We start from the raw sequence: 24,945 nt of genomic DNA, 5'->3' as shown, positions 1-24,945 counted from the left end.
CGCCGCCCAGCGCAGGCGGCCCGGCGGACTTACGGTGACCGCATGGCGGAGGCCGAAGGCAACAGCGAGAGCGTCGGCACGGTCGTGGTGGCGGGGGCGGCGAACCTCGCCATCGCGGTGGCGAAGCTGGTCGCCGGGATCATCTCCGGCTCGGCGGCGATGCTCTCCGAGGCGGCCCACTCGGTCGCCGACACCACCACCGAGGTGCTGCTCTACCTGGCGTTGCGCCGGGGGGCCCGGCCCGCCGACGTCAGGCACCCGTTCGGGTACGGCAAGGAGAGCTACGTCTGGGCGTTCCTGGCCGCGCTGTTCACCTTCGTGGCCGGTGCCGGCTTCGCGATCACCCACGGTGTGACCACCATCCTGGTGCACGAGCACAGCGGCGACTACCTGATCTCGTACGTGGTGCTGGCGGTCTCCTTCGCCATCGAGTCGGTGTCGCTGGCCCGCGCGGTCCGCCAGGTACGCGGCGAGTCCCGCCGCTGGGGGACCACCCCGCGCCGGTTCCTGCGGCTGACCGCCGACACCACCGTCAAGGCGGTGTTCCTGGAGGACAGCGCCGCCCTGGTCGGCCTGCTCATCGCGGGGGTCGGGCTGGGCCTGTCGCAGTGGACCGGCGACGAACTGTTCGACGGCGTCGCCTCGATCCTGATCGGCCTGCTGCTGCTCGTCGTCGCCGCCATCCTGGCCAGGAGCAACATCTCGCTGCTGGTCGGCCGGGCGGTGCCCGAACGGCTGCACCACGAGATCGAACGCGAGCTGGCCGGCCTGCCGACGGTGGACCGGGTCGACACGCTGCTGACCATGCAACTCGGCCCGGACGACATCCTGGTGGCCGCCAAGATCGACTTCCGGGACGAGGCGACCGGGGCCGACATCGAGGCCGACGCCGACGAGGCCGAACGGCGGCTCACCGACCGCTACCCGGAGATCGGGTACGTCTTCCTCGACCCCACCCGGTCCCTGCCCGGCGCCGGCCGCCACGCCCGGCGGACCCAGCAGGAGCCCGACCCGGTGCGCGACGCCCCGCCCGACACGGCGTACCCCGGCCCGGCCGCCGACGCGCGCCCGACCGACGGGCCGTCCGATCAGGAGGCCGACGGCCGACGCTGACCGCGGCCGGCCCCGCACGCGGCCGGCCGGGCCGCCGGCGATAGCGTGCCGGGCATGGTGCGATGGCGGTCCGGGACGGTCACGGCGGTACGGCGACGGTGGGCCGGCGCGGTGGAACTCGACGTCGCCCTGCCCGACGGGGCCACCATGCGCGCGCTGGCCTACCCGGAGCTGGTCGGCGACCCCGTCCCCGGCGACCGGGTGCTGCTCAACGCCGGCGCGCTGCTGATGGGCCTCGGCACCGGCGGGTACGCCCTGGTGGTCGCCCTGCCCGACCGGCTGCCCGCCGACCCGCCGCAGGCCGGCGACACCCGCGACGCCGGGCACCTGGTCAAGGCCCGGTACACCCCGTTGCAGCCGATCATGCTCGGGGTCGACGAGGAGGCGTCGCCGCACCACGCGCTGCTCGCCGCCGTCGACGACCTGGACGGGCTGCCGGTGGTCACCGCCGACCTGCACTCCGCCCTGCCGGCGATCCTGGCCGGCATCCACGCCGACGCCCCCCGGGCCCGGGTGGCGTACCTGCTCACCGACGGCGGCGCGCTGCCGGCCTGGTTCTCCCGCACCCTCGACGGGCTGCGCGACGTGCTGGTCGGCACGGTCAGCGTCGGGCAGGCGTTCGGCGGGGACCTGGAGGCGGCCACCCTGCACACCGGCCTGCTGGCCGCCCGGCACGTGCTCCGCGCCGACGTGGCAATCGTCGCGCAGGGGCCGGGCAACCTGGGCACCGGCACCCGGTGGGGGTTCTCCGGCGTCGCCGTCGGGGAGGCGGTCAACGCGGTGGCGGTGCTGGGTGGCCGGCCGGTCGGGTCGCTACGGATCTCCGACGCCGACGCCCGCCCCCGGCACCAGGGGGTGTCGCACCACAGCCTCACCGCGTACGGCCGGGTGGCGCTGGCCCCGGCGGAGCTGGTGGTGCCGGACGGACTGCCGCCGGAGCTGGCGGCCCGGGTGGACGCCGCGCTGGCCCCGCTGGCCGACCGGCACACCCTGGTCCGGGTCGACACCGACGGGCTGGACGCCGCGCTACGGGCCCTGCCGGTGCGACTGTCCACGATGGGCCGTGGTCTGGACGCCGACCACGCCTACTTCCTCGCGGCGGCAGCCGCCGGCCGGCACGCCGCCGCGCTGCTCGGCTGACCGGGCGGCACCACCCGGCAGCGCGGTCTGCGCGACCGTCACCGCTGACCCGAGGTCCCGCCGAAGCCGGTGCCGGACCGGCGTCAGCCGACCAGGAAGATCAACGCGAGCCAGCCGACCACGATGACGACCAGCGCCACGGTCAGCACCCAGGTCGGCACGGTGTACTCGCCCCGGCGGTTGCGGGCGATCTCGTCGCGGATCTTCGCCCGACGCCTGTCGATCCAGTTGAGCCGCTGGGTGTCGCCGCGCTCGCGGTCGGCGGATTCGGAATCGTTCATCGCCCCGCCAGCCTACCGGTGGGCCGGCGGCCGTCACCGACCGCCGGCCCCCTGGTCACATGCTCGCGATCAACCGCTCCACGCGCTCGTCGTACGCCCGGAACGGGTCCTTGCAGAGCACGGTGCGCTGCGCCTGGTCGTTGAGCTTCAGGTGCACCCAGTCGACGGTGAAGTCGCGCCGCTTCTCCTGGGCGTGCCTGATGAACTCGCCGCGCAGCCGGGCCCGGGTGGTCTGCGGCGGGGTCTCCTTGGCCTCGAAGATCTCCGGGTCGGTGGCCACCCGGTCCACCTGGCCGCGCCGCTCCAGCAGCCCGTACAGGCCCCGGCCCCGGCGCAGGTCGTGGTAGGCCAGGTCCATCTGCGCCACCCGGGGGTGCGACAGCGGCAGGTCGTGCTTGCGCTGGTAGCGCTCGATCAGCCGGAGCTTGCTCACCCAGTCGATCTCCCGGGCCACCGGGTCCAGGTTGCCGCTCTCCACCGCGTTCAACACCCGGCCCCACAGCTCCACCACCCGCTTGGCGGTCTGGTCGCCGCCGCGACGCTCGACGAACTCGGTGGCCCGCGCCAGGTACTCCTGCTGGATCTCCAGGGCGCTGACCTCCTTGCCGGAGGCGAGGCGTACCTTGCGCCGGCCGGTGATGTCGTGCGACACCTCCCGGATGGCCCGGATCGGGTTCTCCAGCGACAGGTCGCGCATCACCACGCCCGCCTCGATCATCCGCAGCACGATGTCGGCCGAACCGACCTTGAGCAGCGTGGTGACCTCGTTCATGTTGGAGTCGCCGACGATGACGTGCAACCGCCGGTAGCGCTCGGCGTCGGCGTGCGGCTCGTCACGGGTGTTGATGATCGGCCGGCTGCGGGTGGTCGCCGAGGAGACGCCCTCCCAGATGTGCTCGGCCCGCTGGGACAGGCAGTAGACCGCCCCGCGCGGGGTCTGCAACACCTTGCCGGCGCCGCAGATCAACTGCCTGGTGACCAGGAACGGGATGAGCACGTCGGCGAGCCGGCCGAACTCACCGTGCCGGGACACCAGGTAGTTCTCGTGGCAGCCGTACGAGTTGCCGGCCGAGTCGGTGTTGTTCTTGAACAGGTAGATCTCACCCGCGATGCCCTCGTCGTGCAGCCGCTTCTCCGCATCGACGAGCAGGCCCTCCAGGATGCGTTCACCGGCCCGGTCGTGGGCGACCAGGTCGGTGACCGAGTCGCACTCCGGAGTGGCGTACTCCGGGTGCGACCCGACGTCCAGGTAGAGCCGGGCCCCGTTGCGCAGGAACACGTTGCTCGACCGGCCCCACGACACCACCCGGCGGAACAGGTACCGGGCGACCTCGTCTGGGGACAGCCGTCGCTGCCCGCGATAGGTGCAGGTGACGCCGTACTCGGTCTCGAGGCCGAAGATTCGCCGCTCCATGATGTGACACTAGCCGCCCGGAGGGTCGGTTCGTCACTGTCACAGCACAGGTAGTGTGCTCCGGTCACTCGGATCCGGTCCGGCTATGCCGTCCCGTCCCGCCCCAAGCCGGCCACGAACTCCTGGCAGGCGGCGTGGTCCGGCAGCATTCCCGCCGCCCTGGCCTGCGCGAACGTCGGTGCCGCCGCGTCCCGGGCGGACAGTTGCGGCACCTCGACCGGCCACTCGATGCCCAACTCCGGGTCGAGCGGGTGCACCGCGTGTTCCCCGGTCGGGTTGTAGGTGGTCGAACAGAGGTAGCTCAGGGTCGCGTCGTCGGTCAACGCGCAGAAGCCGTGCCCCAGCCCCTCGGCCAGGTAGACCGCCCGCCGGTCGGTGTCGTCCAGCCGGACGCCCTCCCAGCGGCCGAAGGTCGGCGAGCCGGTCCGCAGGTCCACCACCACGTCGAGCACCGCCCCGCGTACGCAGGTGACGTACTTGGCCTGGCCGGGCGGGACGTCGGCGAAGTGGATGCCACGCACCACGCCCCGGCCGGAGACCGACAGGTTGGCCTGGGCCAGCCGCAGCGGGTGACCGACCGCCTCGGCGAGGTGGTCGAACCGGTACCACTCCATGAACAGGCCGCGCGGGTCGCCGTGCTGCCGCGGGGTGACCTCCCAGGCGCCCTCGATGCTCAGCGGGCGAATCTTCACCGCACCCCCTCCGATCCCGACCGCGCCGCCCTCGGCACCGCCTCGTCGTGCCCGTCGGCCAGCAGGCCCAGCAGGTAGTCGCCGTAGCCGCTCTTGGTCAGCGGCTCGGCCAGCGCGCGGAGCCGGGCGTCGTCGATCAGGCCGGCCCGCCAGCAGACCTCCTCGACGCAGCCGATCTTCATGCCCTGCCGTTCCTCGATCACCCGGACGAACTCGCCGGCCTGCATCATCGAGGTGAACGTGCCGGTGTCCAGCCAGGCGGTGCCCCGGTCCAGCACGGTGACCGACAGCTCGCCGGCCTCCCGGTACGCCTCGTTGACCGCGGTGATCTCCAGCTCGCCCCGGGCGCTCGGGGTGAGCTTGCCGGCGATCTCGACCACCCGGTTGTCGTAGAAGTACAGTCCCGGCACCGCGTAGCGGGACTTCGGCCGGGCCGGCTTCTCCTCGATCGACAGCACCCGGCCGTCGGCGTCGAAGTCGACCACGCCGTACGCCTGCGGGTTGGCCACCGGGTAGGCGAACACCCGACCGCCGACCAGGTCGCCGTTGTCGGCCAACTGCCGGCCGAGGCCGACGCCGTGGAAGATGTTGTCACCCAGCACCAGCGCCACCGAGTCGTCGCCGATGAAGTCCGCGCCGAGCACGAACGCCTGCGCGATGCCCTCCGGGCGGGCCTGGGCGACGTACTCCAGCCGCAGCCCCCACTGGCTGCCGTCGCCGAGCAGCCGCTGGAACTGGTCCTGGTCCTCCGGGGTGGTGATCACCAGGATCTCCCGCACCCCGGACATCACCAGCGTCGACAGCGGGTAGTAGACCATCGGCTTGTCGAAGATCGGCATCAGCTGCTTGGACACCGCCCGGGTGATCGGCCACAGCCGGGACCCGGTGCCACCAGCGAGAAGGATTCCACGCACCGGGGGAGCCTACCGGGACCGACGCGAACCGGACACCGGGGTCACGGTCCCCGGAGCAGCGGGCCGGTGCGCGTACACTTCCGTCCCCGTGAGGATTCTCGTCACCGGCGGAGCCGGATTCATCGGGTCGGAGTACGTACGGATGCTGCTGGGCGTACCCGGCGGCGACGCGTCCGGGGTGCCCGCCGTCGAGCCTGCCACGGTGACCGTGCTGGACAAGCTGACCTACTCCGGCAACCTGGACAACCTCGCCCCGGTGCGTGACGACCCCCGGCTGCGGTTCGTCCGGGGCGACATCTGCGACCCGGCGACCGTCGACGAGGTCGTCGCCGGTCAGGACGTGGTCGTGCACTTCGCCGCCGAGTCGCACGTCGACCGCTCGATCGCCGGGGCCGCGCCGTTCGTCACCACCAACGTGCTGGGCACCCAGACCCTGCTGGACGCGGCGCTGCGGCACGGCACGGGCCGGTTCGTGCACGTCTCCACCGACGAGGTGTACGGCTCGATCGACTCCGGCTCCTGGACGGAGACCTGGCCGCTGGCCCCGAACTCGCCGTACTCGGCCTCGAAGGCCGGGTCCGACCTGCTGGCGCTGGCCTACCACCGGACCCACGGGATGGACGTGGTGGTCACCCGCTGCTCCAACAACTACGGGCCGTACCAGTTCCCGGAGAAGGTCGTCCCGCTGTTCGTGACCAACCTGCTCGACGGGGGCACCGTGCCGCTCTACGGTGACGGCGGCAACATCCGGGACTGGCTGCACGTGCACGACCACTGCCGGGGCATCGCGATGGTGGCGCACGCCGGGCGCTCCGGCGAGGTCTACCACATCGGCGGCGGCACCGAGCTGAGCAACAAGGAGCTGACCGGGCGGCTGCTGGAGGCGTGCGACGCCGGCTGGGACCGGGTCGTCCCGGTGGCCGACCGCAAGGGCCACGACCGCCGCTACTCGCTGGACATCAGCAAGATCAACACCGAGCTGGGGTACGCCCCGAGCATCGACCTCGACGAGGGCCTGACCCGGACCGTCGCCTGGTACCGGGACAACCGGGCCTGGTGGGAGCCGCTGAAGAAGGCGTCGGGCGCATGACCCGGGTGCTCGTCACCGGCGCGGGCGGCATGCTCGGCCGGGACCTGCTGGCGGTGCTGGCCACCCGGGGCGACCTCACGGTGACCGCCGCCACCCGCGCCGACCTCGACGTCACCGACGCCGGGGCGGTCCGGGCCGCCGTCGCCGGACACGACGTGGTGCTCAACACCGCCGCGTGGACCGACGTCGACGGCGCGGAACGCGACGAGGCGGCGGCGACCGCGGTCAACGGCGACGCGGTGGCCCACCTGGCCCGCGCCTGCGCCGAACACGGCGCACGACTGGTGCACGTCTCCACCGACTACGTCTTCGCCGGCGACGCGGACACCCCGTACGCCGAGGACGCCCCCACCGACCCGATCAACGCCTACGGCCGCAGCAAGCTCGCCGGGGAGCGGGCCGTGGTCCGATTCCTCCCCGAAACCGGCTACCTGGTGCGGACCGCCTGGCTCTACGGGGCGCACGGCCGCAACTTCGTCACCACCATGCTCGGCCTGGCCGCCACCCGGGAGCACCTCGACGTGGTCGACGACCAGCACGGCCAGCCCACCTGGTCGTACGCGCTGGCCACCCGGCTGGTGGCGCTCGTCGACGCGGCCCTGGCCGGACGCGCCCCCGCCGGGACCTACCACGGCACCTGCACCGGCCAGACCACCTGGTACGGGCTGGCCCGCGCCGCCTTCACGCTGGCCGGGCTCGACCCGGACCGGGTCCGACCCACCACCAGCGACCGGTTTCCGCGTCCGGCCGCACGACCCGCGTACAGTGTGCTAGGGCACGACCGGTGGGCCGAGGCCGGCCTGCCCCCGCTGCCGGACTGGCACGACGCGCTGTCCGACGCCTTCGCCTCCCCGACTGCACCCGCCCCGTGGAAGGTCGCATGAAGCTCACCCTCGTCACCGGTCTGACCGGCCTGATCCTGCTCGCCACCATCGTCGAGCTGCTGCGCCGCCGGCAGCTCCGCGAGAAGTACGGCATGCTCTGGCTCGGCGTACTGGTCATCGTCATCCCGTTGTCGCTGTTCCCCCGCCTGCTGGACAACGTGGCCGGCTTCTTCGGCGTGGTCTCCGGCGTCAGCCTCGTGCTCTTCCTCGGCATCGTCTTCCTGCTGCTGGTCTGTGTGCACCTGAGCTGGGAGGTCAGCGCGCTGGAGGAGGAGACCCGCACCCTGGCCGAGGACTTCGCCCTGCTCCGCGCGCAGATCGACGCCGAACGCGCCGCCCGGCTCGCCGACGGCGCGCAGGTCACCGCAGCCACCCGAGACGAACTGGTGTCCCACGATGGTTAACGGCAAGCGCGTCCTGATCATCATCCCGGCGCTCAACGAGTCCGGGTCGATCGCCGACGTGGTCGGCGAGGTCCGTGGCGAGTTGCCCGGCGTCGACGTGCTCGTGGTCGACGACGGCTCCACCGACCGGACCGCCGCGGTGGCCGCCGCCGCCGGCGCCCGGGTGGCGAAGCTGCCGTACAACCTCGGGGTGGGCGGCGCGATGCGCCTCGGCTACCGCTACGCCCGCGACAACGACTACGACGTGGCGATCCAGATCGACGCCGACGGCCAGCATGACCCCCGGTACGTGCCCAAGCTGGTCGACCTGCTCGACGACAACGACCTCGTCATCGGCGCCCGGTTCGCCGGCGAGGGCGACTACTCGGTGCGCGGACCCCGCCGCTGGGCGATGGTCATGCTGTCCGGGGTGCTCTCCCGGGTCGCGAAGACCCGGCTGACCGACACCACGTCCGGGTTCCGGGCCGCCAACCGACGGGTCATCGAGATGTTCGCCGGCTGGTACCCGGCCGAGTACCTCGGCGACACGGTGGAGACCCTGGTGCACACCGCCCGGCGTGGCTACCGCATCCGCCAGGTGCCGGTGGCGATGCGTAAGCGGATGGCGGGCACCCCCAGCCACTCCCCCGCCAAGGCGATGATCTACCTGGGCCGGGCCTTCGCGGTGCTCACGCTGGCGCTCATCCGCCGGTGATGCGGCGGCTGCTCAACCTCGTCCCGCCCGGCACCCTCGCCGTCGGAGGCGGGCTCGCCCTGCTCGGGCTCGCCTCCTACGTGCACCTCGCGGTGGCCGGGCACGCCCTCGACCTCGCCGACTACTCCTCGCTGTCGGTGCTCTGGTCGATCGTGTTCACCCTCGGCATCGGCGTGTTCATCCCCGTCGAGCAGGAGGTGGCCCGGGTCGTCGCCGCCCGCCGCAGCCAGGGGCTCCCCCCGGGGCCGGTGCTGGCCCGGGGGGCGGTCGTCGCCGCCGCCGTGCTGGCGCTGCTGGTCGTGGTCACCCTGGCCGGCCACCAGGCGCTCACCGACCGGCTGTTCGCCGGCGACGGCACCATGGTCGCCGTGCTGATCGGCGCGCTGGTCGCGATGGCCGTCGCCTACACCACCCGGGGCGTGCTGTCCGGCCTGCAGCTCTTCCCCTGGTACGGCACCCAGCTCGGCGTCGACGGCGGGCTGCGCATCGCGCTGGTCGCCGGGCTCGGCGTCAGCGGCGTCACCGACCCCGTCTGGTACGGCGCGGTGCTGGTCGTCGCCCCGCTGCTGTCGGTGCTGGTGACCCTCCCGCCGGTGCTGCGGGCCGTCGGCGGCGGCCTCCCGGTGGCCTGGGGCACCCTGCTGCGCGGCCTCGGCCTGCTCACCGTCTCCAGCCTGCTCTCCCAGGTCGTGGTCAACGTCGGCGTGATCAACGCCCGGCTGATCGACCCGGCCGACGTGGCCACCGCCGGCGCGCTGCTCTCCGCCCTGGTGCTGGTACGCATCCCGCTGTTCGTCTTCGGCTCGATGCAGGCGTCGCTGCTGCCCGGCCTGGCCACCACCGCCACCACCGGCGACGTCGCCGGCTTCCACGGCCTGCTGCGCCGGGCGCTCGGCGTGGTCACCGCCCTCGGCGTCGCCGGCGCGATCGGCGCGGTGGCACTCGGCCCGTGGCTCGTCCACCGGCTCTTCGACGCCCCCGGCGTGCTCGGCCACGACGACTTCGCCTGGCTGGCCGTCGGCACCCTCGCCTACCTGTGGGCGATGGTGCTCGGCCAGGCCCTGCTCGCCCTCGACCGGCACCGCGCCCAGGCGGTCTCCTGGACGATCGGGGTGGCCGCCCTGCTCGCCGTCACGGTCGTCCAGGCCCCGGTCGCGCTCCGCGTCGAGCTGGCCTACGCCGTCGGGTCAGTGGTGGTGGCCGCCACCATGGCCGTCCTGCTGCTGCGCCGGGGCACCCGCCCGGCCACCCCCACCCCCGGCCGGCCGCTCGACGACGTGGTGGCCACCGGCGTCTCCGGAGGTCTGTAGATGTCCCGCCCCCAGGTGTCCGCGGTGATGCTCGCCTACGGCGCCGAGCCCTACCTGGTCGACGCGGCCCGCGCCGTGCTGGCCAGCACGGGCGTCGAGATCGAGCTGATCGTGGTCGACAACGGCTGCACCGGTGACGGCATCGACGTGGTCAAGGGCTTCGCCGGGGTACGGGTGGTCCGGCCGGAGGAGAACACCGGCTACTCCGGCGGCTGCCGGGTCGGTGCCGCCGAGGCCACCGGCGAGTGGCTGGCCTTCGTCAACTCCGACGCCGTCGTCGCCCCCGACGCGCTCGCCCGCACCGTGGCGGTGGCCGGTGAGCCCGGCGTGGGCGCGGTGATGGCCTCGATCCGGCTCGCCGAGAACCCCGACCTGATCAACACCTCCGGCAACCCGCTGCACTACATCGGGCTGTCCTGGGCCGGCGGCAACGGCCAGCCCGCCAGCGCGCACGCCCGGCGGACGACCGTGCCGTCGATCAGCGGCTGCTGCTTCGTGATCAACCGGGCGCTCTGGCGGGAGCTGGACGGCTTCGCCGCCGAATACTTCGCCTACCACGAGGACACCGAGATCAGCCTGCGGCTGTGGCAGCGCGGGCTGCGCCAGGAGTACGTCCCGGACGCGGTGGTGGTGCACCACTACGAGTTCTCCCGCAACAAGCTCAAGCACTACCTGCTGGAACGCAACCGGCTGATCTCGCTGCTCACCGCGTACGAGACGCGGACGCTGGTGGTGCTCGCCCCGATGCTGCTGCTCACCGAGACGGCGATGCTGGTGGCCGCGCTGCTCGGCGGCTGGGCGCGGGAGAAGGCGCGCGGCTGGGGTTGGCTGTGGACCAACCGGGCCTGGGTGCGGGCCCGACGCCGGCAGCTCCAGCAGGAGCGGACGGTCCCCGACGGGATCATCGCCGAGCTGATGACCGCCACGGTCGACCCGTCCAACGTCGAGTCGCCGCCCGGCATGGGCGTCTTCAACGTCATCGCCGCCGGCTACTGGGCGCTGGCGAAGCCGCTGCTGCGCACCCGCTGACCGTCGACACGACAGGGGCCCGGGGTTCACACCCCGGCCCCTGTCCGCGTACGCGTCAGGCTTCCGGCTTCTCCTGGGGCTGACCCTCCAGGTCGGCCGAGCCGGCCGAGGTGGTGGGCTTGTGCGCCTCCTCCGTCGGCACCGTCGGGGTCGCGGCCCGGCCGTCGGCCGGCGCGGCGTCGCCCGCCGCGTCGCCCTCCAGCAGCGCGGTCAGCGCCGCGCCGGTGATCCGCCGGAAGGTACGCCCCACCCGGTTGCGGTCCAGGACCGCCACCTCCAGCTGGTTGGGGGCGATCGTCCGGGCCGCACCACCCTCGCCACCGACGCTGCTCAGCGCCTTCGAGGCCACCCTGACCGCTTCGCTGAGCGACATGTCGGGGCGGTGCTCGGACTTGAGCACCCCGGTGATCGCCTCGGCCTGACCGCCCATCGCCATCCGGCCCGGCTCGTCGTTGACCGAGCCGTCGTAGGTGAGCCGGTACAGCTCGTCCTCGTCGGCCGTGGCGCCGACCTGCGCCACGCAGATCTCCACCTCGAACGGCTTGGACTGCTCGGTGAAGATCGCGCCGAGGGTCTGCGCGAAGGCGTTGGCCAACGCCCGGCCGGTCACGTCGCGCCGGTCGTAGCTCAGGCCGTTGAGGTCGGCCATCCGCACCCCGGCGCGGCGCAGGTTCTCGAACTCGTTGTACCGGCCGACGGCGGCGAAGCCGATCCGGTCGTAGATCTCACTGACCTTGTGCAGGGCGCTGGAGAGGTTCTCCGCGACGAATAGCACCCCGCCGGTGTAACTCAGGACCACCGCGCTGCGCCCCCGGGCGATGCCCTTGCGGGCCAGCTCGGAGCGGTCGCGCATGATCTGCTCGGGCGAGGCGTAGAACTGCATGGCCACGGCGGCGGTTCTCCTTCTGGCGCTGTGCTGACGACTGGGGCTGGTGGGGGGTGGGGACGGCGTCAGCCGCCCGGGTTCTCCATCCGCCCGGCGACGACGGCCTCGGCGATGGTGGCCGTCTCGGCCTCGGTGAGCCGGTGGGTGCCCTCGGCGGTCGCCGTCATCACCACCGGGTAGATCCGCCGGGTCAGATCCGGTCCGCCGGTGGCCGTGTCGTCGTCGGCGGCGTCGTAGAGCGCCTCGACGGCGAGCCGGGTCGCGTCGTCGATGGACAGGCCGGCCCGGTAACGCTTCTTCAACGCCGACTTGGCGAACAGCGAACCGGAGCCGATCGCGTCGTAGCCGGTCTCCTCGTAGGGGCCGCCGGTGACGTCGAAGCTGAAGATCCGCCCGGCCCGGGCGGGGTCCCGCGCGGCCAGGTCGAACCCGGCGAACAGCGGGACGACCGCGAGCCCCTGCATGGCGGCACCGAGGTTGCCGCGGATCATCGCGGCGAGCCGGTTGGCCTTGCCGTCGAGGGAGAGCATCGCGCCCTCGATCTTCTCGTAGTGTTCCAGCTCGACCTGGAACAGGCGCATCAGCTCGATGCCGATGCCCGCCGTGCCGGCGATGCCGACCAGCGAGTACGCGTCGGCGGGGTGCACCTTCTCGATGTCGCGCTGCGCGATCAGGTTGCCCATGGTGGCCCGGCGGTCGCCGGCCAGCACCACGCCCCCGGTGGCCGAGATGGCCACGATGGTGGTGGCGTGGGGCGCCAGGTCGGCGGCCATGCCCGGCGGCAGCGGCCGTCGGCCGGGCAGCATCTCGGGGGCCACCCTGCTCAGGAACGAGGTGAAGGAGGACGTCCCCGCGTTGGTGAACACATCTGGTAGACGCCCGGATGGATCAAAGCCCGCTGCCACGTGGTTCCTCTCAGGTACGTGATCGCCCTGGCCAGCCTCGTGGGACTGTCACGGAACTGGCCAAGACCACCGTTGCAGTTGAAGCAGAGTATCCCGCGCACCGATCCGGTGCGGTGATCGTGGTCCACATGTTGAGGATCTTCCGCGCCACAGACGGCGCAGACGCCGCCCTGCTCGGCGAGCAGCTCCTGGAACTCCTTTTCGCCGATCCCGTAGCGGCGGCGCAGGTGGTACTCGCGACTGCCGCCGTAGAGCCGCTGCCTGACTTCCCTTGTCCGGCTGTTGTGACAGGGCTTGCAGTACGTGGCATAGCCCGTACTGTCGGCCCGGTTACGGGGAAAGTCGACCACAGGCTTGACGGTTCCACAGTCGGCGCAGAAGCGATGACCTTCCGGAACTTCCCGGGTGGCCCTCACCTCTCGGCCATGCTGCTCCCTGATCCGTTTGGCGTAACTGGCTTTCGAACGGGTGTTGAAGCAAGGCTTACAGTAGCTGCCACGACCGCTGGGACGCTTGCTGCTCGCACAGAACTCAACGAGCGGCTTCCATTCCCCGCAGTCGCGGCAACGACGACGGCCGTTCTGGTCATCCAGCGGGAGCGGCATGTCCGTTTTGAGCCGATCTGTTCACTGACCTCCTTTTTGTACATAACCCCTGACAAATTCTTCGGCGTTCTCCTCCAGGACCGAGTCGATCTCGTCGAGCAGGTCGTCGACGTCCTCGGTGATCTCGGCGTGCCGCTCGGCGACCTCGGGGTTGACCTCGGTGGTGACGTCGTCGATCTCCTCGGCCTGGTGCGACTTGCCCGACTGGGTCTGGCCGCCCTCTTGTGAAGCCATCTCGCTGCCTCCTCCACGATCGTCTGCGATGAACTTACCTCGCGGAGGCGACGAAAAGCCCGCCGCGCGCCGGCATCCGACGTACGACGGGCCACCGTCACCGGTCGGGTCAGCCGCCGGTCAACGTCTCCAGCAGGTCCTTGGCGGTGTCGCACCTGTCGAACAGCGCGCCCACGTGCTTGCGGGTGCCCCGCTCCGGTTCCATCATCGGCACCCGGACCAGCGACTCCCGGCCCACGTCGAAGATCACCGAATCCCAGCTCGCCGCGACCACCTCGGAGGCGTACTGGGCCAGGCAGCGGCCCCGGAAGTAGGCCCGGGTGTCCTCCGGCGGCTCGGTCATCGCCCGGCGGGTCTGCTCGTCGTCCAGCATGGTCTTCATCGAGCCCCGGGTCACCAGCCGGTGGTAGAGGCCCTTCTCCGGCCGGACGTCGGAGTACTGGAGGTCGACCAGTTGGAGCTTGTGCGAGCCCCAGCCCAGCTTCTCCCGCTCCCGGTAGCCCTCCAGCAGCCGCAGTTTCGCCACCCAGTCCAACTCGTCGGCGCAGAGGAACACGTCCCGGCCCAGCCGGTCCAGCACCCGTTCCCAGCGCTCCAGCACGTCCAGGGTCTGCGCGTCGGCGTCCGCGCCGTACCGCTCGTCCACGAAGGAACGGGCCCGCTCGTAGTAGGCCCACTGGAGGTCCAGGGCGGTCAGTCGCCGGCCGTCACGCAGCCGCATCCGGTGGGTCAGGGACGGGTCGTGGCTGACCGCCCGCAACTCGGCGACCGGGTCCGCGATGCCCAGGTCGGCGCCGAGCGCCTTCTCCTCGATCATGGTGAGGATCAGCGCGGTGGTGCCCACCTTGAGATAGGTGGAGATCTCCGACAGGTTGGCGTCGCCGATGATGACGTGCAACCGGCGGTACTTGTCGGCGTCGGCGTGCGGCTCGTCACGGGTGTTGATGATCGGCCGCTTGAGGGTGGTCTCCAGCCCCACCTCGACCTCGAAGAAGTCCGCCCGCTGGGAGATCTGGAAGCCGCTCTGCCCGCCGTCCTGCCCGATGCCGACCCGGCCCGCACCGCAGACGATCTGCCGGGTCACGAAGAACGGCGTCAGGTACGCCACGATGTCGGCGAACGGGGTCTGCCGCCGCATCAGGTAGTTCTCGTGGGCACCGTAGCTGGCGCCCTTGTTGTCGGTGTTGTTCTTGTAGAGGTGGATCGGCTGGGTGCCGGGGATGGTGGCCGCCCGCCGGGCCGCCTCGGCCATCACCCGCTCCCCCGCCTTGTCCCACCGCACCACGTCGAGGGGGTTGGTCACCTCGGGTGTGGAGTATTCCGGGTGGGCGTGGTCGACGTAGAGCCGGGCACCGTTGGTGAGTATCACGTTGGCCAGGCCGAGATCCTCGTCGGCGAGCGCCTCCGCCGGGTCGTAGGCGGCCCCGGAGTAGGTGAACCCGCGGGCGTCGCGCAGCGGCGACTCCTCTTCGTAGTCCCAGCGGGCCCGGCCGCCCCGGTTGAGTTCCGGGCGTGCGCCGTACGCGTTGACCACCTGCGACGAGGTGACCATCGGGTTCGCTCCGGCCTGGCCGGGCACGGAGATCCCGTACTCGACCTCGGTGCCCATGATCCTTCTGACGCTCATCGACCTACCCGCTCCGCTCGCCTCACCCGGTCCGCCGTCACGTCGAGCGTAGTCCGCCTCACCGGGGAAGGGGGCATGCCGCCTCGGCCGGGTCGGGCGTCGCCGTCTCCGGGGTCGGCGGGGGCGGCTCGTCCGAGGGGGCCACGTCGCACTCGGGGACGGTCAGCGGCACCCAGCTCAACCGGTGCCGCAGCGCGGGTTCGTCGCGCAGCATCCGGTGCACCCGGCGCTCCCCCTTGGGGTCGGAGGTGATGAACCGGACCGGGCCGGAAACCCGGCGCACGATGATGTCGGTGCGGTCCGGTTCGAGGAACGGCAGGCTGTAGATGCCGGGGTCGGTGGCGGCGGTGGTGCCGTGCAGTGCCGACAGGCACAGCGAGATGAGATAGGAGCGCACCGGCCCCCGGTCGATGACCAGGGTGGTGGTCCCCGGGACCTCCGGGTAGCGCTGCTGGGCGTCGGCGCACACCCAGGCCACCCGGGACGGCAGGGTGAGGTCCTGGTGGACCCAGCGCTGCGCCCAGGTCTGCTCGTCGACCACCAGCAGGCTGCGGTGCCAGCCGGTGACTCCGCACAGCGCCACCGCGACCGTCATGGTGAGGGCGGCGGCGAGCACCCCGGCGGCGGTGCTGCCGACCCCGCGCCAGCTCAGGCCGGGCCGGGGCACCGGCAGCAACCGGGCCACCGCGGCGGTGCCGACGATGAGCAGCGCGGTGGCCAGGTGGGTGCCCTTGACGAAGTAGTAGCCCGGTGCCACCCCGGCGTTGGTGTTGATCTGCGCGATGGTCAGCGGCAGGGCCACCCCGACGACGCCGACCAGCAGCCAGCGTCGCCAGGCCGGGTCGGTGCGGGCGATCTGCACGAGCAGGGCCACTCCGACGATCCCGCCGAGCCAGATCAGCGCCCGCCAGCCCTCGACGGCCTGGGACGAGCCGATAACCAGCGCCTCGGTCTGCCCGGCCCGGAGCACGCCGAGCAGCGGGGCGATCAGGGCGAGCGCGGCCCCGGCCAGGCCGACCGTCAGCACGGTGAACCAGCGGCGCAGCGCCTCCCGCCAGTGGGTGAGCACCCAGCACAGGACCAGGACGGCGGCGGCCGGCAGGAACAGGTAGTAGGTGAACCCGACGGCGGCGAGCAGGGCGCACAGCAGCACGACCTGTTCGCGGGTGCCGGGGACGGGCCGGGCGACCAGGGTGGCGATCAGGACGGTCAGGGTCAGCCCGAGCACCTCGGTGGGGTAGCCGGCGTTGAGCAGGCGGGGCAGTTGGGTGCCGAGCACCAGCGCGCCGACGACCACGGTGAGCACGGTGCGGTGCAGCAGGTGGATCGGGCCGGCCAGCCGTTGGGCCGCCCAGATCAGCACGAGGGTGAACAGTCCGAAGCCGGCGATGGTCCAGCCGAAGTAGTGGGCGACGAGGGCGTCGACGCGCGGCCCGGTGGGGGTCAGGAAGCCGTCGAGCAGGGCGGTGACCAGGTGCCAGCCCTGCGGGTAGTAGATGAGCTGGGCGGTGATCTGCTCCCGGGCGGCGGCCGGGTCGACGAAGGTGTAGCCGTCGAGGCGGCCCATGGCGTCGAACAGTGCCAGGTGCCGCCAGTTGTCCTCGCCCATGCCGAGGACGGTGAGCCGGTCGGCGAGGTCGGTGGCGCGCTGCCAGGGCTGCCGCAGGTAGACCACCATGGCGGCGGCGCCGGCCAGCGGGAACAGGTCGGCCCAGCCGGGTCGGGGCAGCCGGGGCCGGCGGCGCAGCGCGGCGGCGGCGAGGGCCAGCGCGGTGAGGGCGATCCCGGTCAGCGGCACCGGCCGCATCCCCCAGGGCCAGACCGGGAAGACCAGGCCGGCGATCGCGGTCAGGCCGAGCAGCAGGCCGAGCGCGAGCATCAACCGGTCGAGCAGGGTGCGGCCACCGCGGAGCAGGCTGGCCGTGGCGACCAGGACGATCGGCGGGAGCAGCCACTCCCGGTGCAGGGCGTGCCCGGCGAGGGGCACGACCCAGGCGGCGACGAGGGCGGCCAGCAGGAGGGGTATCCACCGCCAGCGGCGGCCCCTCGGGGCCGTCGGGACGGTGGGGGGCGTGCGATCCAGTGCCGGGGACAGCGGCGGATCGGCGACGGAGAGCTCGGGCGGCACGCGGTTCCTCGGAGTCGACTACGCGGTGGGGGAAGTCTAACGACGAGTCCGGCATTCCACCCGCCCCACGCGGGGTGGCGCGGTTAACAGTGGGTGACGCAGACGCGCGGGCCCGCGACGCGTCGCGTCGCGGGCCCGCCCGGTCGGCCGGTCAGAGGTACTGGCCGGTGTTGCTCGCGGTTTCGATGGAACGGCCGGCCTCGGTGCCCTTGCCGCCGGAGACGAGCGTGCGGATGTAGACGATCCGCTCGCCCTTCTTGCCGGAGATCCGGGCCCAGTCGTCCGGGTTGGTGGTGTTGGGCAGGTCCTCGTTCTCCCGGAACTCGTCGACGCAGGCGTCGAGCAGGTGCTGCAGCCGCAGCCCCTTGCGCCCGGAGGTGAGGAACTCCTTGATCGCCATCTTCTTGCCCCGGTCGACGATGTTCTGGATCATCGCGCCGGAGTTGAAGTCCTTGAAGTACAGGACCTCCTTGTCACCGTTGGCGTAGGTGACCTCGAGGAAGCGGTTCTCCTCGGTCTCCGAGTACATCCGCAGGACGACCGCGTCGATCATGGCCGCGACGGTGGCCTGCGGCTCGCCGCCGTGCTCGGCCAGGTCGTCGGCGTGCAGCGGCAGCCCGGCGAGGATGTACTTGGAGAAGATGTCCTTGGCCGCCTCGGCGTCCGGACGCTCGATCTTGATCTTCACGTCGAGCCGGCCGGGGCGCAGGATGGCCGGGTCGATCATGTCCTCCCGGTTGGAGGCACCGATCACGATCACGTTCTCCAGGCCCTCGACGCCGTCGATCTCGCTCAACAGCTGCGGGACGATGGTGTTCTCCACGTCGGAGGAGACACCGGAGCCACGGGTCCGGAAGATCGAGTCCATCTCGTCGAAGAACACGATGACCGGGGTGCCCTCCCCGGCCTTCTCCCGGGCCCGCTGGAAGATCAGCCGGATGTGCCGCTCGGTCTCGCCGACGTACTTGTTGAGCAGCTCCGGGCCCTTGATGTTGAGGAAGAAGCTGGTGTGCCGGTCCTTGCCCAGCCGCTCGGCGATCTTCTTGGCCAGCGAGTTGGCCACCGCCTTGGCGATGAGCGTCTTGCCACAGCCCGGCGGGCCGTAGAGCAGGATGCCCTTCGGTGGCCGGAGCTGGTGCTCCCGGAACAGGTCGGCGTGCAGGAAGGGCAGCTCCACCGCATCGCGGATCTGCTCGATCTGCGACTGGAGGCCGCCGATGTCGGTGTAGTCGACGTCGGGCACCTCCTCCAGCACCAACTCCTCGACCTCGCTCTTCGGGATCCGCTCGTACGCGTACGCCGAACGGGGCTCGATCATGAGCGAGTCGCCGGCCCTGATCGCGGTGCCGATCAGGGTGTCGGCCAGGTGGACGATGCGCTCCTCGTCGGAGTGCGAGACCACCAGCGCCCGGTCGCCCGGAGCGCCCTCGGGACCCGCGAGGATCTCCTTGAGCATCACCACCTCACCGACCCGCTCGTAGCCGAACGCGTCGACGATGTTGAGCGCGTCGTTGAGCAGGACCTCCTGGCCGCGCCGCAACTCCTCGGCGTCCAGCGAGGGTGAGACGGCTACCCGGAGCTTGCGTCCGCCGGTGAAGATGTCCACCGTGCCGTCGTCGTGTCGCGCGAGGAAGACACCGTAGCCGGACGGCGGCTGTGCCAGCCGGTCGATCTCCTCCTTGAGCGTCACGATCTGCGCGCGAGCCTCCTTGAGGGTGCTCACGAGCCGGTCGTTGTTCTCGGTGAGCCGCGCCAACTGTGCCTGGGTGGCCGCCAGCCGCTCTTCGAGCTGCCGGACGTGTCGGGGGCTTTCGGTCAACTTGCGCCGCACCAGAGCGAGTTCCTCCTGAAGGAACGCGACCTGCGTGGAGAGATCGTGGGCCTCCTTCTCCCACCGTGCGGCGCGCGAGTCCGCGTCGTCACTGCGTGCCACGTCCCACCTCCCCGGGGGGCTTGAACGTTCTGCCCTAACACTAGCCGCTATGAGGCCGATTCGGTCCCACGCAACGCCCTCGTCACCGAACCTTGATCGCCAGGGACGCCTGAGGGGCAGGTCCGGCCGTTCGGGTACCGTCGGGGAGTGGGACGGGAGAACATGGGGGGTGCCTGGTGACCGACGTCGCTACCGACCAGTTGCAGGTCTGGGTTGACCAGGACCTCTGCACGGGTGACGGGCTCTGCGTGCAGTACGCGCCGGAGGTCTTCGAGTTCGACGTCGACGGCCTGGCGTACGTCAAGGGCGTCGACGGTGAGCTGCGGCTCGCCCCCGGCAGCCGGGTCGACGTGCCGGAACACCTGCGGCTGGAAGTGATCGACTCCGCGAAGGAGTGCCCGGGTGAGTGCATCCACGTGGTGCGCGGCAGCGACGGCGTCGAGGTCGCCGGCCCCGAGGCCGAGGACGACTGAGCCGGGGACGACCGGGCGGCCCCGGGCCGGGATCGCCCCGGCGTCGCCCCCGGCCCGGTCACGGCGTCACAGCAGCGGGCGGCCGACCACCGAGGCGACCAGCCGGGCGAACTCCTCCAGCCGGGCGATCTGGCCGGCCCCGCCGTCGTCGAGGGTCTTGCCGAAGCGCAGCGCGTCGTGCCGGGGCGCACCGACCATCTCGTCGCCGGGCGGGGCCTCGTCCAGCGAGGTGAGCAGCAGGTAGACGTCGATGCTGTCCACCCGTACCTCGCCGTTCTCGGCCCGGGTGAGCCGCCGCCGGCAACCCACCTCGGTGACCGTGGAGACCGGCACCACCCGCAGCGACGACGTCATCGACCCGGGCGGGCCCTCCCCCGGCGGCACGTCCTCGCCGTGCCAGAGCACCAGCCGGCTGCCGTCGCAGACGACGACCTCCTGCCACACCCCGTTGACCTCGTTGACGAAGCGTTCCAGGGTGAAGCCGAGCACCGAGGCACCCCGCAGCACCCCGCCGAGCGCCTCCAGGGCGATGTCCGGGTCACGCAGGTAGGCCCGCGCCGCCGACTCCAGGTCCTGGTACGGCGACCAGTCGGGAAACACGGCCGGCAGCTCACCGCCGCCGAAGCCCGGCCGACTCATGCCCACTCCCCGCGGTCACACCGTCGGCCCGCACCGGCCGTCGGGTTCTGCCCGTTCACGCCCAGCCGCTCCGATCCGCCGTCACGGCAGGTCCTGCCCGTCGGCTCCGGCGGCCGACGCGGCGGCGGTGGCCTGCGCCGCCGCCTCCCGGGCCGCCGCCGCCTCCCGCAGCGCCTGCTTGCGTTCGGCGTACGCCTCCGCGCCCTTGCTGGGCTTGCGGCGGCGCGGCGGCGCGGTGACGCCCGGAGCGAGCTTACGCGCGGACACCAGGAACGCGGTGTGCGCGATCATCCGGTGGTCGGGCCGGACGGCGAGCCCCTCGGCGTGCCAGTCGCGCACCAGCGACTCCCAGGCCCGCGGCTCGGTCCAGCCGCCCCGCTCGCGCAGCGCCTCGACCAGCTCGGACAGCTGCGGGGTGGTCGCCACGTAGCCGATGAACACGCCCCCGGGCAGCAGCGCCCGCTCGACCATGTCGAGGGTCTCCCACGGGGTGAGCATGTCCAGGATGATCCGGTCGAAACCGGTCTCCGGGCAGTCGGCGACGTCGCCGACGTGCAGCCGCCAGGCCGGGTGCGGCGCGCCGAAGAACGCCTCCACGTTGCGTCGGGCGATCTGGGCGAAGTCGTCGCGCACCTCGTAGGAGTGCAGCTCACCACCGGTGCCGACGGCACGCAGCAGGGAGCAGCTCAGCGCCCCGGAGCCGGCGCCGGCCTCCAGCACCTTGGCCCCGGGGAAGATGTCGCCTATGGCGACGATCTGCGCCGAGTCCTTCGGATAGATCACCTGGGCGCCGCGCGGCATCGACAGCACGTAGTCCGACAGCAGCGGACGCAGCGCCAGGAACGCCGTCCCGCCACCTGCGGTGCTGACCACGCTGCCGTCGGGCTGCCCGATCAGCGCGTCGTGCGCCAGGATGCCGCGGTGGGTGTGGAACTCCTTGCCGTGCTCCAGGGTGACGGTGTGCATCCTCCCCTTGGGATCGGTCAACTGCACCCGGTCACCGGGACGGAAGGGGCCCCGGTGCACCGGGGGGAGTTCCGCGACGGCGGTGGACGTCGGTGTGCCGTCGGGGGCCGGGAGGGCGGGGGGATGTGCTGCGGTCACCTGTTCATCTTCCGTGTGGGTTCGAGGACCTGGGCGAGATCCGCGATGTGCAGAACGCCGACCACATCTTCGCCTGACGTCACCACGTACCGTGCGCCCGGGTGGGCCTGCACGGCCGCCATCAGCCGTTCGCCGTCCAGACCGAGGGGCACCGCCGGCAGCGCGGCCAGCGGGCGGGCCACCGCGTCCACCCCCAACCAGGGCCGCCGCCCCACCGGTACGGCCTCCGCCGCCGCCGGGTCGACCAGGGCGACCGGCCGGCCCGCGCCGTCGACCACCAGCACGGCGGACCCGGGTGGTCCCTGCTCGGCGTGCCGGCGTTGCGCCTCGGAAAGCGGCGTGCCGGTGGGGACGGCGACGACCGGACGGACCAGCCGGCCCAGGTCGAGCAGCGGCACCCGGCGGCTGATCCGGGCGTACCGGATCGACTGCCCGGCGCCCCGCCAGAGGGTGACCGCGACCAGCAGCATCAGCGGTAGCGCCAACGGCACCAGCACCCGTTGGACGGTGAGCAGCACGACCAGCCCGGCGGTGCCCACCGCGACGGCCCGCCCGACCCAGCCGGCGACCTCGGTGGCCCGGTGCCGGTCGCGGGTGATCCGCCACAGCACGGCGCGCAGCGCCCGACCGCCGTCCAGGGGCAGGCCGGGCAGCACGTTGAACACGGCGACGATGACGTTGCTCAACGCCAGTTGCAGGGCGAGCTGGTGGGCCAGGGTGTGGTCGGGGGTGGCCAGGGTGGCGGCCACGGCGAGCCCGCCGAGCAGCGCCGAGACGGCCGGACCGGCCAGCGAGACCAGCAGCTCCACCCGGGGGGTGGGGGCGTCCCGGTCCATCTCGGTGTAGCCGCCGAGCAGTTCCAGGGTGATCCCGCGCACACCGATGCCGTACCGGCGGGCGGTCAGCGCGTGCCCCAGCTCGTGCAGCAGGACCGAGCCGAGCAGCGACACCACGAAGCCGAGGCCGATCAGGTAGCCGCCGAGCGGGGACAGGCCGAGCCGGTCCCGGGCGAACTCGGCGTAGGTGACGGTCACCAGCAGGGTGAGCAGCAGCATCGACACGTTGAGGTGCAGCGGCACCCCGAACACCCGGCCGACGGTCAGTCCGCTGCGGGGCCGACGCGGCGGGCGGGGACGGGACTCCACCGCCCCGATGCTACGCGCCGACCCGATCATGCCCGGTGCGGCGAGCACGGCCCTGTCAGACCGGTGTCCTAACCTTCGGGGCATGACGGCGGAACCGGTGATCGACCAGCAGCATCCTCCGGCGGCGCTGCCCGCCACGGTCCGGGCCTCGCTGTCGCCGTCGCGGGCGGCCGACTTCAAGACCTGCCCGCTGCTCTACCGGTTCCGCAGCATCGACCGGCTGCCCGAGCGGCCCAGCGTCGAACAGGCCCGGGGCACCCTGGTGCACGCGGTGCTGGAACGGTTGTTCGACCTGCCGGCGGCCGGGCGCACCCCGCAGGCCGCCGGTGACCTCGTCGGCCCGCAGTGGGACCGGCTGGTCACCGGGCAGCCCGAGCTGGCCGGCCTGTTCGACCCGGGCGACGAGCCGGGCACGGCCGAGTTCCTCCGGTCGGCGGCGGCCCTGCTGGAGGGCTACTTCGCGGTGGAGGACCCGCGCCGGCTGGAGCCCGCCGAGCGGGAGAGCCTGATCTCCGCGGTGGTCGACGACGAGCTGCTCATCCGGGGTTACCTCGACCGGCTCGACGTGGCCCCCGACGGGGCGTTGCGGGTGGTCGACTACAAGACCGGCGGCGCACCGAGGGAGGCGTTCGAGGCACGGGCGCTGTTCCAGTTGAAGTTCTACGCGCTGGTGCTGTGGCGCACCCGGGGGGTGGTGCCGCGGGTGTTGCGCCTGCTCTACCTCAAGGACGCCGAGGTCTGCGACTACTCCCCCGACGCCGACGAGCTGCTGCGGTTCGAGCGTACGGTGGTGGCGCTCTGGCAGGCCATCGAGCAGGCCACCGCGCGGCAGGACTTCCGTCCCCGGCCGAGCCGGCTCTGCGACTGGTGCAACCACCAGGCGCACTGCCCGGCCTTCGGTGGCACCCCGCCGCCGTTTCCCGAGCGGGCCGGGGCGGCCGACCCGTTGCGCGACGCCCGGTCCCGTCCGGCCACCCCGGGCGCCGACGAGTAGCGCCAGCGTCCCCGGCGGGTGGAGACCGGCTCATCCGTGAGGAGGAGGCGAGGTTCACCGTCGGCGACGACCGGACGCCCCGGCGGGCGGCTAGCGTCGCGGTATGACCGAGGGACCCGAGCGGTGGTGGGTGCGCCGGCCGTTGGCCGGTGACGTCCTGTTCGCCGCCGCGCTGGTGCTGGTCGAGGTCGCCTTCGTCCTGCTCACCCCGCGCGAGTTCTGGCCCCGGCAGTTGCCGTCCATGCTGGCCTGGAGCGGGTTGTGCGCGGCCCCGGTGGCGTTGCGCCGGGTCGCGCCGTGGCCGGCGGTGGGGGCGGCGCTGGCCACCCTGGCCGTGCCGGCGGTGCTCGGGCACGCCCCGACCACGCAGAGCCTGACGTTCCTGGTCTTGACGTACACGATGGCGGTGCACCGGGCGGCGCTCGCGGCGGTGGCCGCCACGGTGCTGCTCTGGGTGCCGGTGGCCGCCCTCAACGTGCTCACCCCGCTGGACACCGGGCTCGACGTCGGTCCGGCGTACCTGGTGCTCAACAACCTGCTCACCGCGTTGCTCGCCTACGCGGTGGGGCGGGCGGTGCGGGCCCGGCGCACCTCGCTGCGGGCCCTGCGGGAGCGGGCCCGGGCGGCCGAGGACAACCAGCGGGCGCTGGCCGAGCAGGCGGTGGCCGACGAGCGGCGTCGGATCGCCCGGGAACTGCACGACGTGGTAGCCCACCACGTCAGCGTGATGGGGGTGCTGGCCACCGGGGCCCGGCGGGTGCTGCACCGGGATCTGGCCGCCGCCGACGAGGCGATCGCCACCATCGAGGACACCAGCCGGGTCACGCTGCGGGAGATGCGCCGGCTGCTGGACGTGCTGCGGACCGACGCGGAGCCCGCCGCCGACCTCACCCCGCAGCCCGGCCTGGCCGGCATCACCGCGCTGGTGGAGCAGGTACGCGAGGCGGGGCTACCGGTCGTCCTGGAGGTCGCGGACCCGGTGCCGACGGTCGACGAGGGTGTCTCGCTGACGGTGTACCGGATCACCCAGGAGGCGTTGACCAACGCGCTCAAACACGCCGGTTCGGCCACCGCGACCGTCCGGCTGGGCGTCGACGGCGGCGGTCTGACCGTGGAGATCACCGACACCGGGCGGGGTCCGGAGCCGGGACCCGACCGGATCGGGCACGGACTTGTCGGCATGCGCGAACGGGTGGCCCTCTACGGTGGAACCCTGCGGATCGGGCCACGGCCCGGCGGCGGCTTCCGGGTGTACGCGAGAATTCCGGTGGAACCGGCCGGGACGGTCCCGGCGTGACGGGGGAACG

General features: G+C 72.5%; 25 protein-coding genes. 11 read left to right on the top strand and 14 right to left on the bottom strand.

Annotated elements, in window-relative coordinates:
* Positions 1-42 precede the first annotated feature (42 nt).
* Together ACN261_RS23880 and ACN261_RS23875 are read left to right on the top strand one after the other, a co-directional pair.
* On the top strand, positions 43-1,113 hold the full coding sequence (locus tag ACN261_RS23880) for a cation diffusion facilitator family transporter (protein ID WP_421481876.1): 1,071 nt from the start codon (positions 43-45) through the stop codon (positions 1,111-1,113).
* Between the two features lie 54 nt (positions 1,114-1,167).
* Positions 1,168-2,253 (top strand): DUF3866 family protein, encoded by a 1,086-nt coding sequence (locus ACN261_RS23875; RefSeq protein WP_421481875.1) that lies wholly within the window; start codon positions 1,168-1,170, stop codon positions 2,251-2,253.
* A gap of 83 nt (positions 2,254-2,336) precedes the next feature.
* Here the strand turns inward: ACN261_RS23875 and ACN261_RS23870 are convergent, their stop codons facing one another.
* The 4 genes from ACN261_RS23870 to rfbA form a co-directional block, all read right to left on the bottom strand.
* Positions 2,337-2,534, bottom strand: coding sequence for a hypothetical protein (locus ACN261_RS23870; RefSeq protein ID WP_088646859.1), 198 nt, complete (start codon positions 2,532-2,534; stop codon positions 2,337-2,339).
* 55 nt (positions 2,535-2,589) lie between these two features.
* Entirely contained in the window at positions 2,590-3,948 is a 1,359-nt protein-coding gene (gene pafA / locus ACN261_RS23865; protein WP_088646860.1) for a Pup--protein ligase, read from the bottom strand.
* Positions 3,949-4,031: 83 nt separating this feature from the next.
* A complete protein-coding gene (gene rfbC / locus ACN261_RS23860; RefSeq protein WP_425852218.1) occupies positions 4,032-4,640 on the bottom strand; it encodes a dTDP-4-dehydrorhamnose 3,5-epimerase in 609 nt (202 codons plus the stop codon).
* Positions 4,637-5,554 (bottom strand): glucose-1-phosphate thymidylyltransferase RfbA, encoded by a 918-nt coding sequence (rfbA, locus tag ACN261_RS23855; protein WP_421481873.1) that lies wholly within the window; start codon positions 5,552-5,554, stop codon positions 4,637-4,639. Before rfbA ends, rfbC begins: the two co-directional genes overlap by 4 nt.
* 88 nt (positions 5,555-5,642) lie before the next feature.
* On the opposite strand from rfbA, the gene rfbB reads away from it, so the two are divergent.
* Genes rfbB through ACN261_RS23825 form a run of 6 tightly spaced genes read left to right on the top strand, consistent with a single transcriptional unit; the run spans position 5,643 to position 10,965 of the window.
* Positions 5,643-6,644, top strand: coding sequence for a dTDP-glucose 4,6-dehydratase (gene rfbB / locus ACN261_RS23850; RefSeq protein ID WP_421481872.1), 1,002 nt, complete (start codon positions 5,643-5,645; stop codon positions 6,642-6,644).
* Positions 6,641-7,528, top strand: a complete 888-nt coding sequence (rfbD, locus tag ACN261_RS23845) for a dTDP-4-dehydrorhamnose reductase (protein WP_421481871.1) — start codon at positions 6,641-6,643, stop codon at positions 7,526-7,528. The genes rfbB and rfbD overlap by 4 nt, the downstream gene beginning before the upstream one ends.
* Complete coding sequence (locus ACN261_RS23840) at positions 7,525-7,932, top strand: DUF2304 domain-containing protein (RefSeq protein WP_145920204.1); 408 nt, start codon at positions 7,525-7,527, stop codon at positions 7,930-7,932. The genes rfbD and ACN261_RS23840 overlap by 4 nt, the downstream gene beginning before the upstream one ends.
* On the top strand, positions 7,925-8,626 hold the full coding sequence (locus tag ACN261_RS23835; RefSeq protein WP_145920205.1) for a glycosyltransferase family 2 protein: 702 nt from the start codon (positions 7,925-7,927) through the stop codon (positions 8,624-8,626). The genes ACN261_RS23840 and ACN261_RS23835 overlap by 8 nt, the downstream gene beginning before the upstream one ends.
* Positions 8,626-9,936, top strand: a complete 1,311-nt coding sequence (locus ACN261_RS23830; protein ID WP_425852214.1) for a lipopolysaccharide biosynthesis protein — start codon at positions 8,626-8,628, stop codon at positions 9,934-9,936. Before ACN261_RS23835 ends, ACN261_RS23830 begins: the two co-directional genes overlap by 1 nt.
* Positions 9,937-10,965, top strand: a complete 1,029-nt coding sequence (locus tag ACN261_RS23825; protein ID WP_425852212.1) for a glycosyltransferase family 2 protein — start codon at positions 9,937-9,939, stop codon at positions 10,963-10,965.
* Positions 10,966-11,020: 55 nt separating this feature from the next.
* Here ACN261_RS23825 and prcA read toward each other — a convergent pair whose 3' ends face one another.
* The 7 genes from prcA to arc form a co-directional block, all read right to left on the bottom strand.
* Positions 11,021-11,854 carry a proteasome subunit alpha gene (gene prcA, locus ACN261_RS23820; RefSeq protein WP_088646869.1) on the bottom strand — a complete coding sequence of 278 codons (834 nt, stop codon included), beginning with the start codon at positions 11,852-11,854 and terminating at the stop codon, positions 11,021-11,023.
* Positions 11,855-11,916: 62 nt separating this feature from the next.
* Positions 11,917-12,756 (bottom strand): proteasome subunit beta, encoded by an 840-nt coding sequence (gene prcB, locus ACN261_RS23815; protein ID WP_204960155.1) that lies wholly within the window; start codon positions 12,754-12,756, stop codon positions 11,917-11,919.
* Positions 12,675-13,361: an endonuclease VII domain-containing protein gene (locus ACN261_RS23810; RefSeq protein ID WP_421481869.1), complete on the bottom strand. Its 687-nt coding sequence runs from the start codon at positions 13,359-13,361 to the stop codon at positions 12,675-12,677. Before ACN261_RS23810 ends, prcB begins: the two co-directional genes overlap by 82 nt.
* Before the next feature lie 21 nt (positions 13,362-13,382).
* A complete protein-coding gene (locus ACN261_RS23805; RefSeq protein WP_302743503.1) occupies positions 13,383-13,595 on the bottom strand; it encodes a ubiquitin-like protein Pup in 213 nt (70 codons plus the stop codon).
* A gap of 109 nt (positions 13,596-13,704) precedes the next feature.
* Entirely contained in the window at positions 13,705-15,222 is a 1,518-nt protein-coding gene (gene dop / locus ACN261_RS23800) for a depupylase/deamidase Dop (protein ID WP_363655246.1), read from the bottom strand.
* A gap of 58 nt (positions 15,223-15,280) precedes the next feature.
* The gene (locus ACN261_RS23795; RefSeq protein ID WP_425852206.1) at positions 15,281-17,350 is read right to left on the bottom strand and encodes a hypothetical protein; all 2,070 of its coding nucleotides are present in this window, start codon (positions 17,348-17,350) and stop codon (positions 15,281-15,283) included.
* 151 nt (positions 17,351-17,501) lie between these two features.
* Positions 17,502-19,283 carry a proteasome ATPase gene (gene arc / locus ACN261_RS23790; RefSeq protein ID WP_088646667.1) on the bottom strand — a complete coding sequence of 594 codons (1,782 nt, stop codon included), beginning with the start codon at positions 19,281-19,283 and terminating at the stop codon, positions 17,502-17,504.
* A 176-nt stretch (positions 19,284-19,459) separates the two neighbouring features.
* Here arc and ACN261_RS23785 point away from each other — a divergent pair, with 176 nt between their 5' ends.
* Complete coding sequence (locus tag ACN261_RS23785) at positions 19,460-19,756, top strand: ferredoxin (protein WP_088646668.1); 297 nt, start codon at positions 19,460-19,462, stop codon at positions 19,754-19,756.
* A 66-nt stretch (positions 19,757-19,822) separates the two neighbouring features.
* On the opposite strand, the gene ACN261_RS23780 is transcribed toward ACN261_RS23785, so the two are convergent.
* The 3 genes from ACN261_RS23780 to ACN261_RS23770 all read right to left on the bottom strand — a co-directional run bounded on the left by ACN261_RS23780 (position 19,823) and on the right by ACN261_RS23770 (position 22,587).
* Positions 19,823-20,395, bottom strand: coding sequence for a hypothetical protein (locus ACN261_RS23780; RefSeq protein WP_088646669.1), 573 nt, complete (start codon positions 20,393-20,395; stop codon positions 19,823-19,825).
* A gap of 81 nt (positions 20,396-20,476) precedes the next feature.
* Positions 20,477-21,421 carry a tRNA (adenine-N1)-methyltransferase gene (locus ACN261_RS23775; RefSeq protein WP_425853643.1) on the bottom strand — a complete coding sequence of 315 codons (945 nt, stop codon included), beginning with the start codon at positions 21,419-21,421 and terminating at the stop codon, positions 20,477-20,479.
* Positions 21,422-21,495: 74 nt separating this feature from the next.
* Positions 21,496-22,587, bottom strand: a complete 1,092-nt coding sequence (locus ACN261_RS23770) for a site-2 protease family protein (protein WP_425853642.1) — start codon at positions 22,585-22,587, stop codon at positions 21,496-21,498.
* A 139-nt stretch (positions 22,588-22,726) separates the two neighbouring features.
* On the opposite strand from ACN261_RS23770, the gene ACN261_RS23765 reads away from it, so the two are divergent.
* On the top strand, positions 22,727-23,638 hold the full coding sequence (locus ACN261_RS23765) for a RecB family exonuclease (protein ID WP_421481867.1): 912 nt from the start codon (positions 22,727-22,729) through the stop codon (positions 23,636-23,638).
* Positions 23,639-23,741: 103 nt separating this feature from the next.
* Positions 23,742-24,935, top strand: coding sequence for a sensor histidine kinase (locus ACN261_RS23760; RefSeq protein WP_363795341.1), 1,194 nt, complete (start codon positions 23,742-23,744; stop codon positions 24,933-24,935).
* Positions 24,936-24,945 lie beyond the last annotated feature (10 nt).

Origin of the sequence: Micromonospora sp. WMMD723 (genome assembly GCF_049863385.1) — a bacterium.
Classification (GTDB): Bacteria; Actinomycetota; Actinomycetes; order Mycobacteriales; family Micromonosporaceae; genus Micromonospora; species Micromonospora wenchangensis.
Note: the sequence above shows the minus strand (reverse complement) of the source record. Positions and strands in the feature narration are given on the sequence as shown.

Excerpts from the sequence above, each read along its gene's own strand:
- ACN261_RS23760 (WP_363795341.1), top strand. The coding sequence starts at position 23,742 with ATGACCGAGGGACCCGAGCGGTGGTGGGTGCGCCGGCCGTTGGCCGGT.
- dop (WP_363655246.1), bottom strand. The coding sequence starts at position 15,222 with ATGAGCGTCAGAAGGATCATGGGCACCGAGGTCGAGTACGGGATCTCC.
- ACN261_RS23810 (WP_421481869.1), bottom strand. The coding sequence starts at position 13,361 with ATGCCGCTCCCGCTGGATGACCAGAACGGCCGTCGTCGTTGCCGCGAC.
- ACN261_RS23805 (WP_302743503.1), bottom strand. The coding sequence starts at position 13,595 with ATGGCTTCACAAGAGGGCGGCCAGACCCAGTCGGGCAAGTCGCACCAG.
- pafA (WP_088646860.1), bottom strand. The coding sequence starts at position 3,948 with ATGGAGCGGCGAATCTTCGGCCTCGAGACCGAGTACGGCGTCACCTGC.
- ACN261_RS23840 (WP_145920204.1), top strand. The coding sequence starts at position 7,525 with ATGAAGCTCACCCTCGTCACCGGTCTGACCGGCCTGATCCTGCTCGCC.
- rfbD (WP_421481871.1), top strand. The coding sequence starts at position 6,641 with ATGACCCGGGTGCTCGTCACCGGCGCGGGCGGCATGCTCGGCCGGGAC.
- ACN261_RS23830 (WP_425852214.1), top strand. The coding sequence starts at position 8,626 with ATGCGGCGGCTGCTCAACCTCGTCCCGCCCGGCACCCTCGCCGTCGGA.
- ACN261_RS23880 (WP_421481876.1), top strand. The coding sequence starts at position 43 with ATGGCGGAGGCCGAAGGCAACAGCGAGAGCGTCGGCACGGTCGTGGTG.
- ACN261_RS23835 (WP_145920205.1), top strand. The coding sequence starts at position 7,925 with ATGGTTAACGGCAAGCGCGTCCTGATCATCATCCCGGCGCTCAACGAG.
- ACN261_RS23765 (WP_421481867.1), top strand. The coding sequence starts at position 22,727 with ATGACGGCGGAACCGGTGATCGACCAGCAGCATCCTCCGGCGGCGCTG.
- ACN261_RS23780 (WP_088646669.1), bottom strand. The coding sequence starts at position 20,395 with ATGAGTCGGCCGGGCTTCGGCGGCGGTGAGCTGCCGGCCGTGTTTCCC.
- ACN261_RS23870 (WP_088646859.1), bottom strand. The coding sequence starts at position 2,534 with ATGAACGATTCCGAATCCGCCGACCGCGAGCGCGGCGACACCCAGCGG.
- ACN261_RS23875 (WP_421481875.1), top strand. The coding sequence starts at position 1,168 with ATGGTGCGATGGCGGTCCGGGACGGTCACGGCGGTACGGCGACGGTGG.
- ACN261_RS23825 (WP_425852212.1), top strand. The coding sequence starts at position 9,937 with ATGTCCCGCCCCCAGGTGTCCGCGGTGATGCTCGCCTACGGCGCCGAG.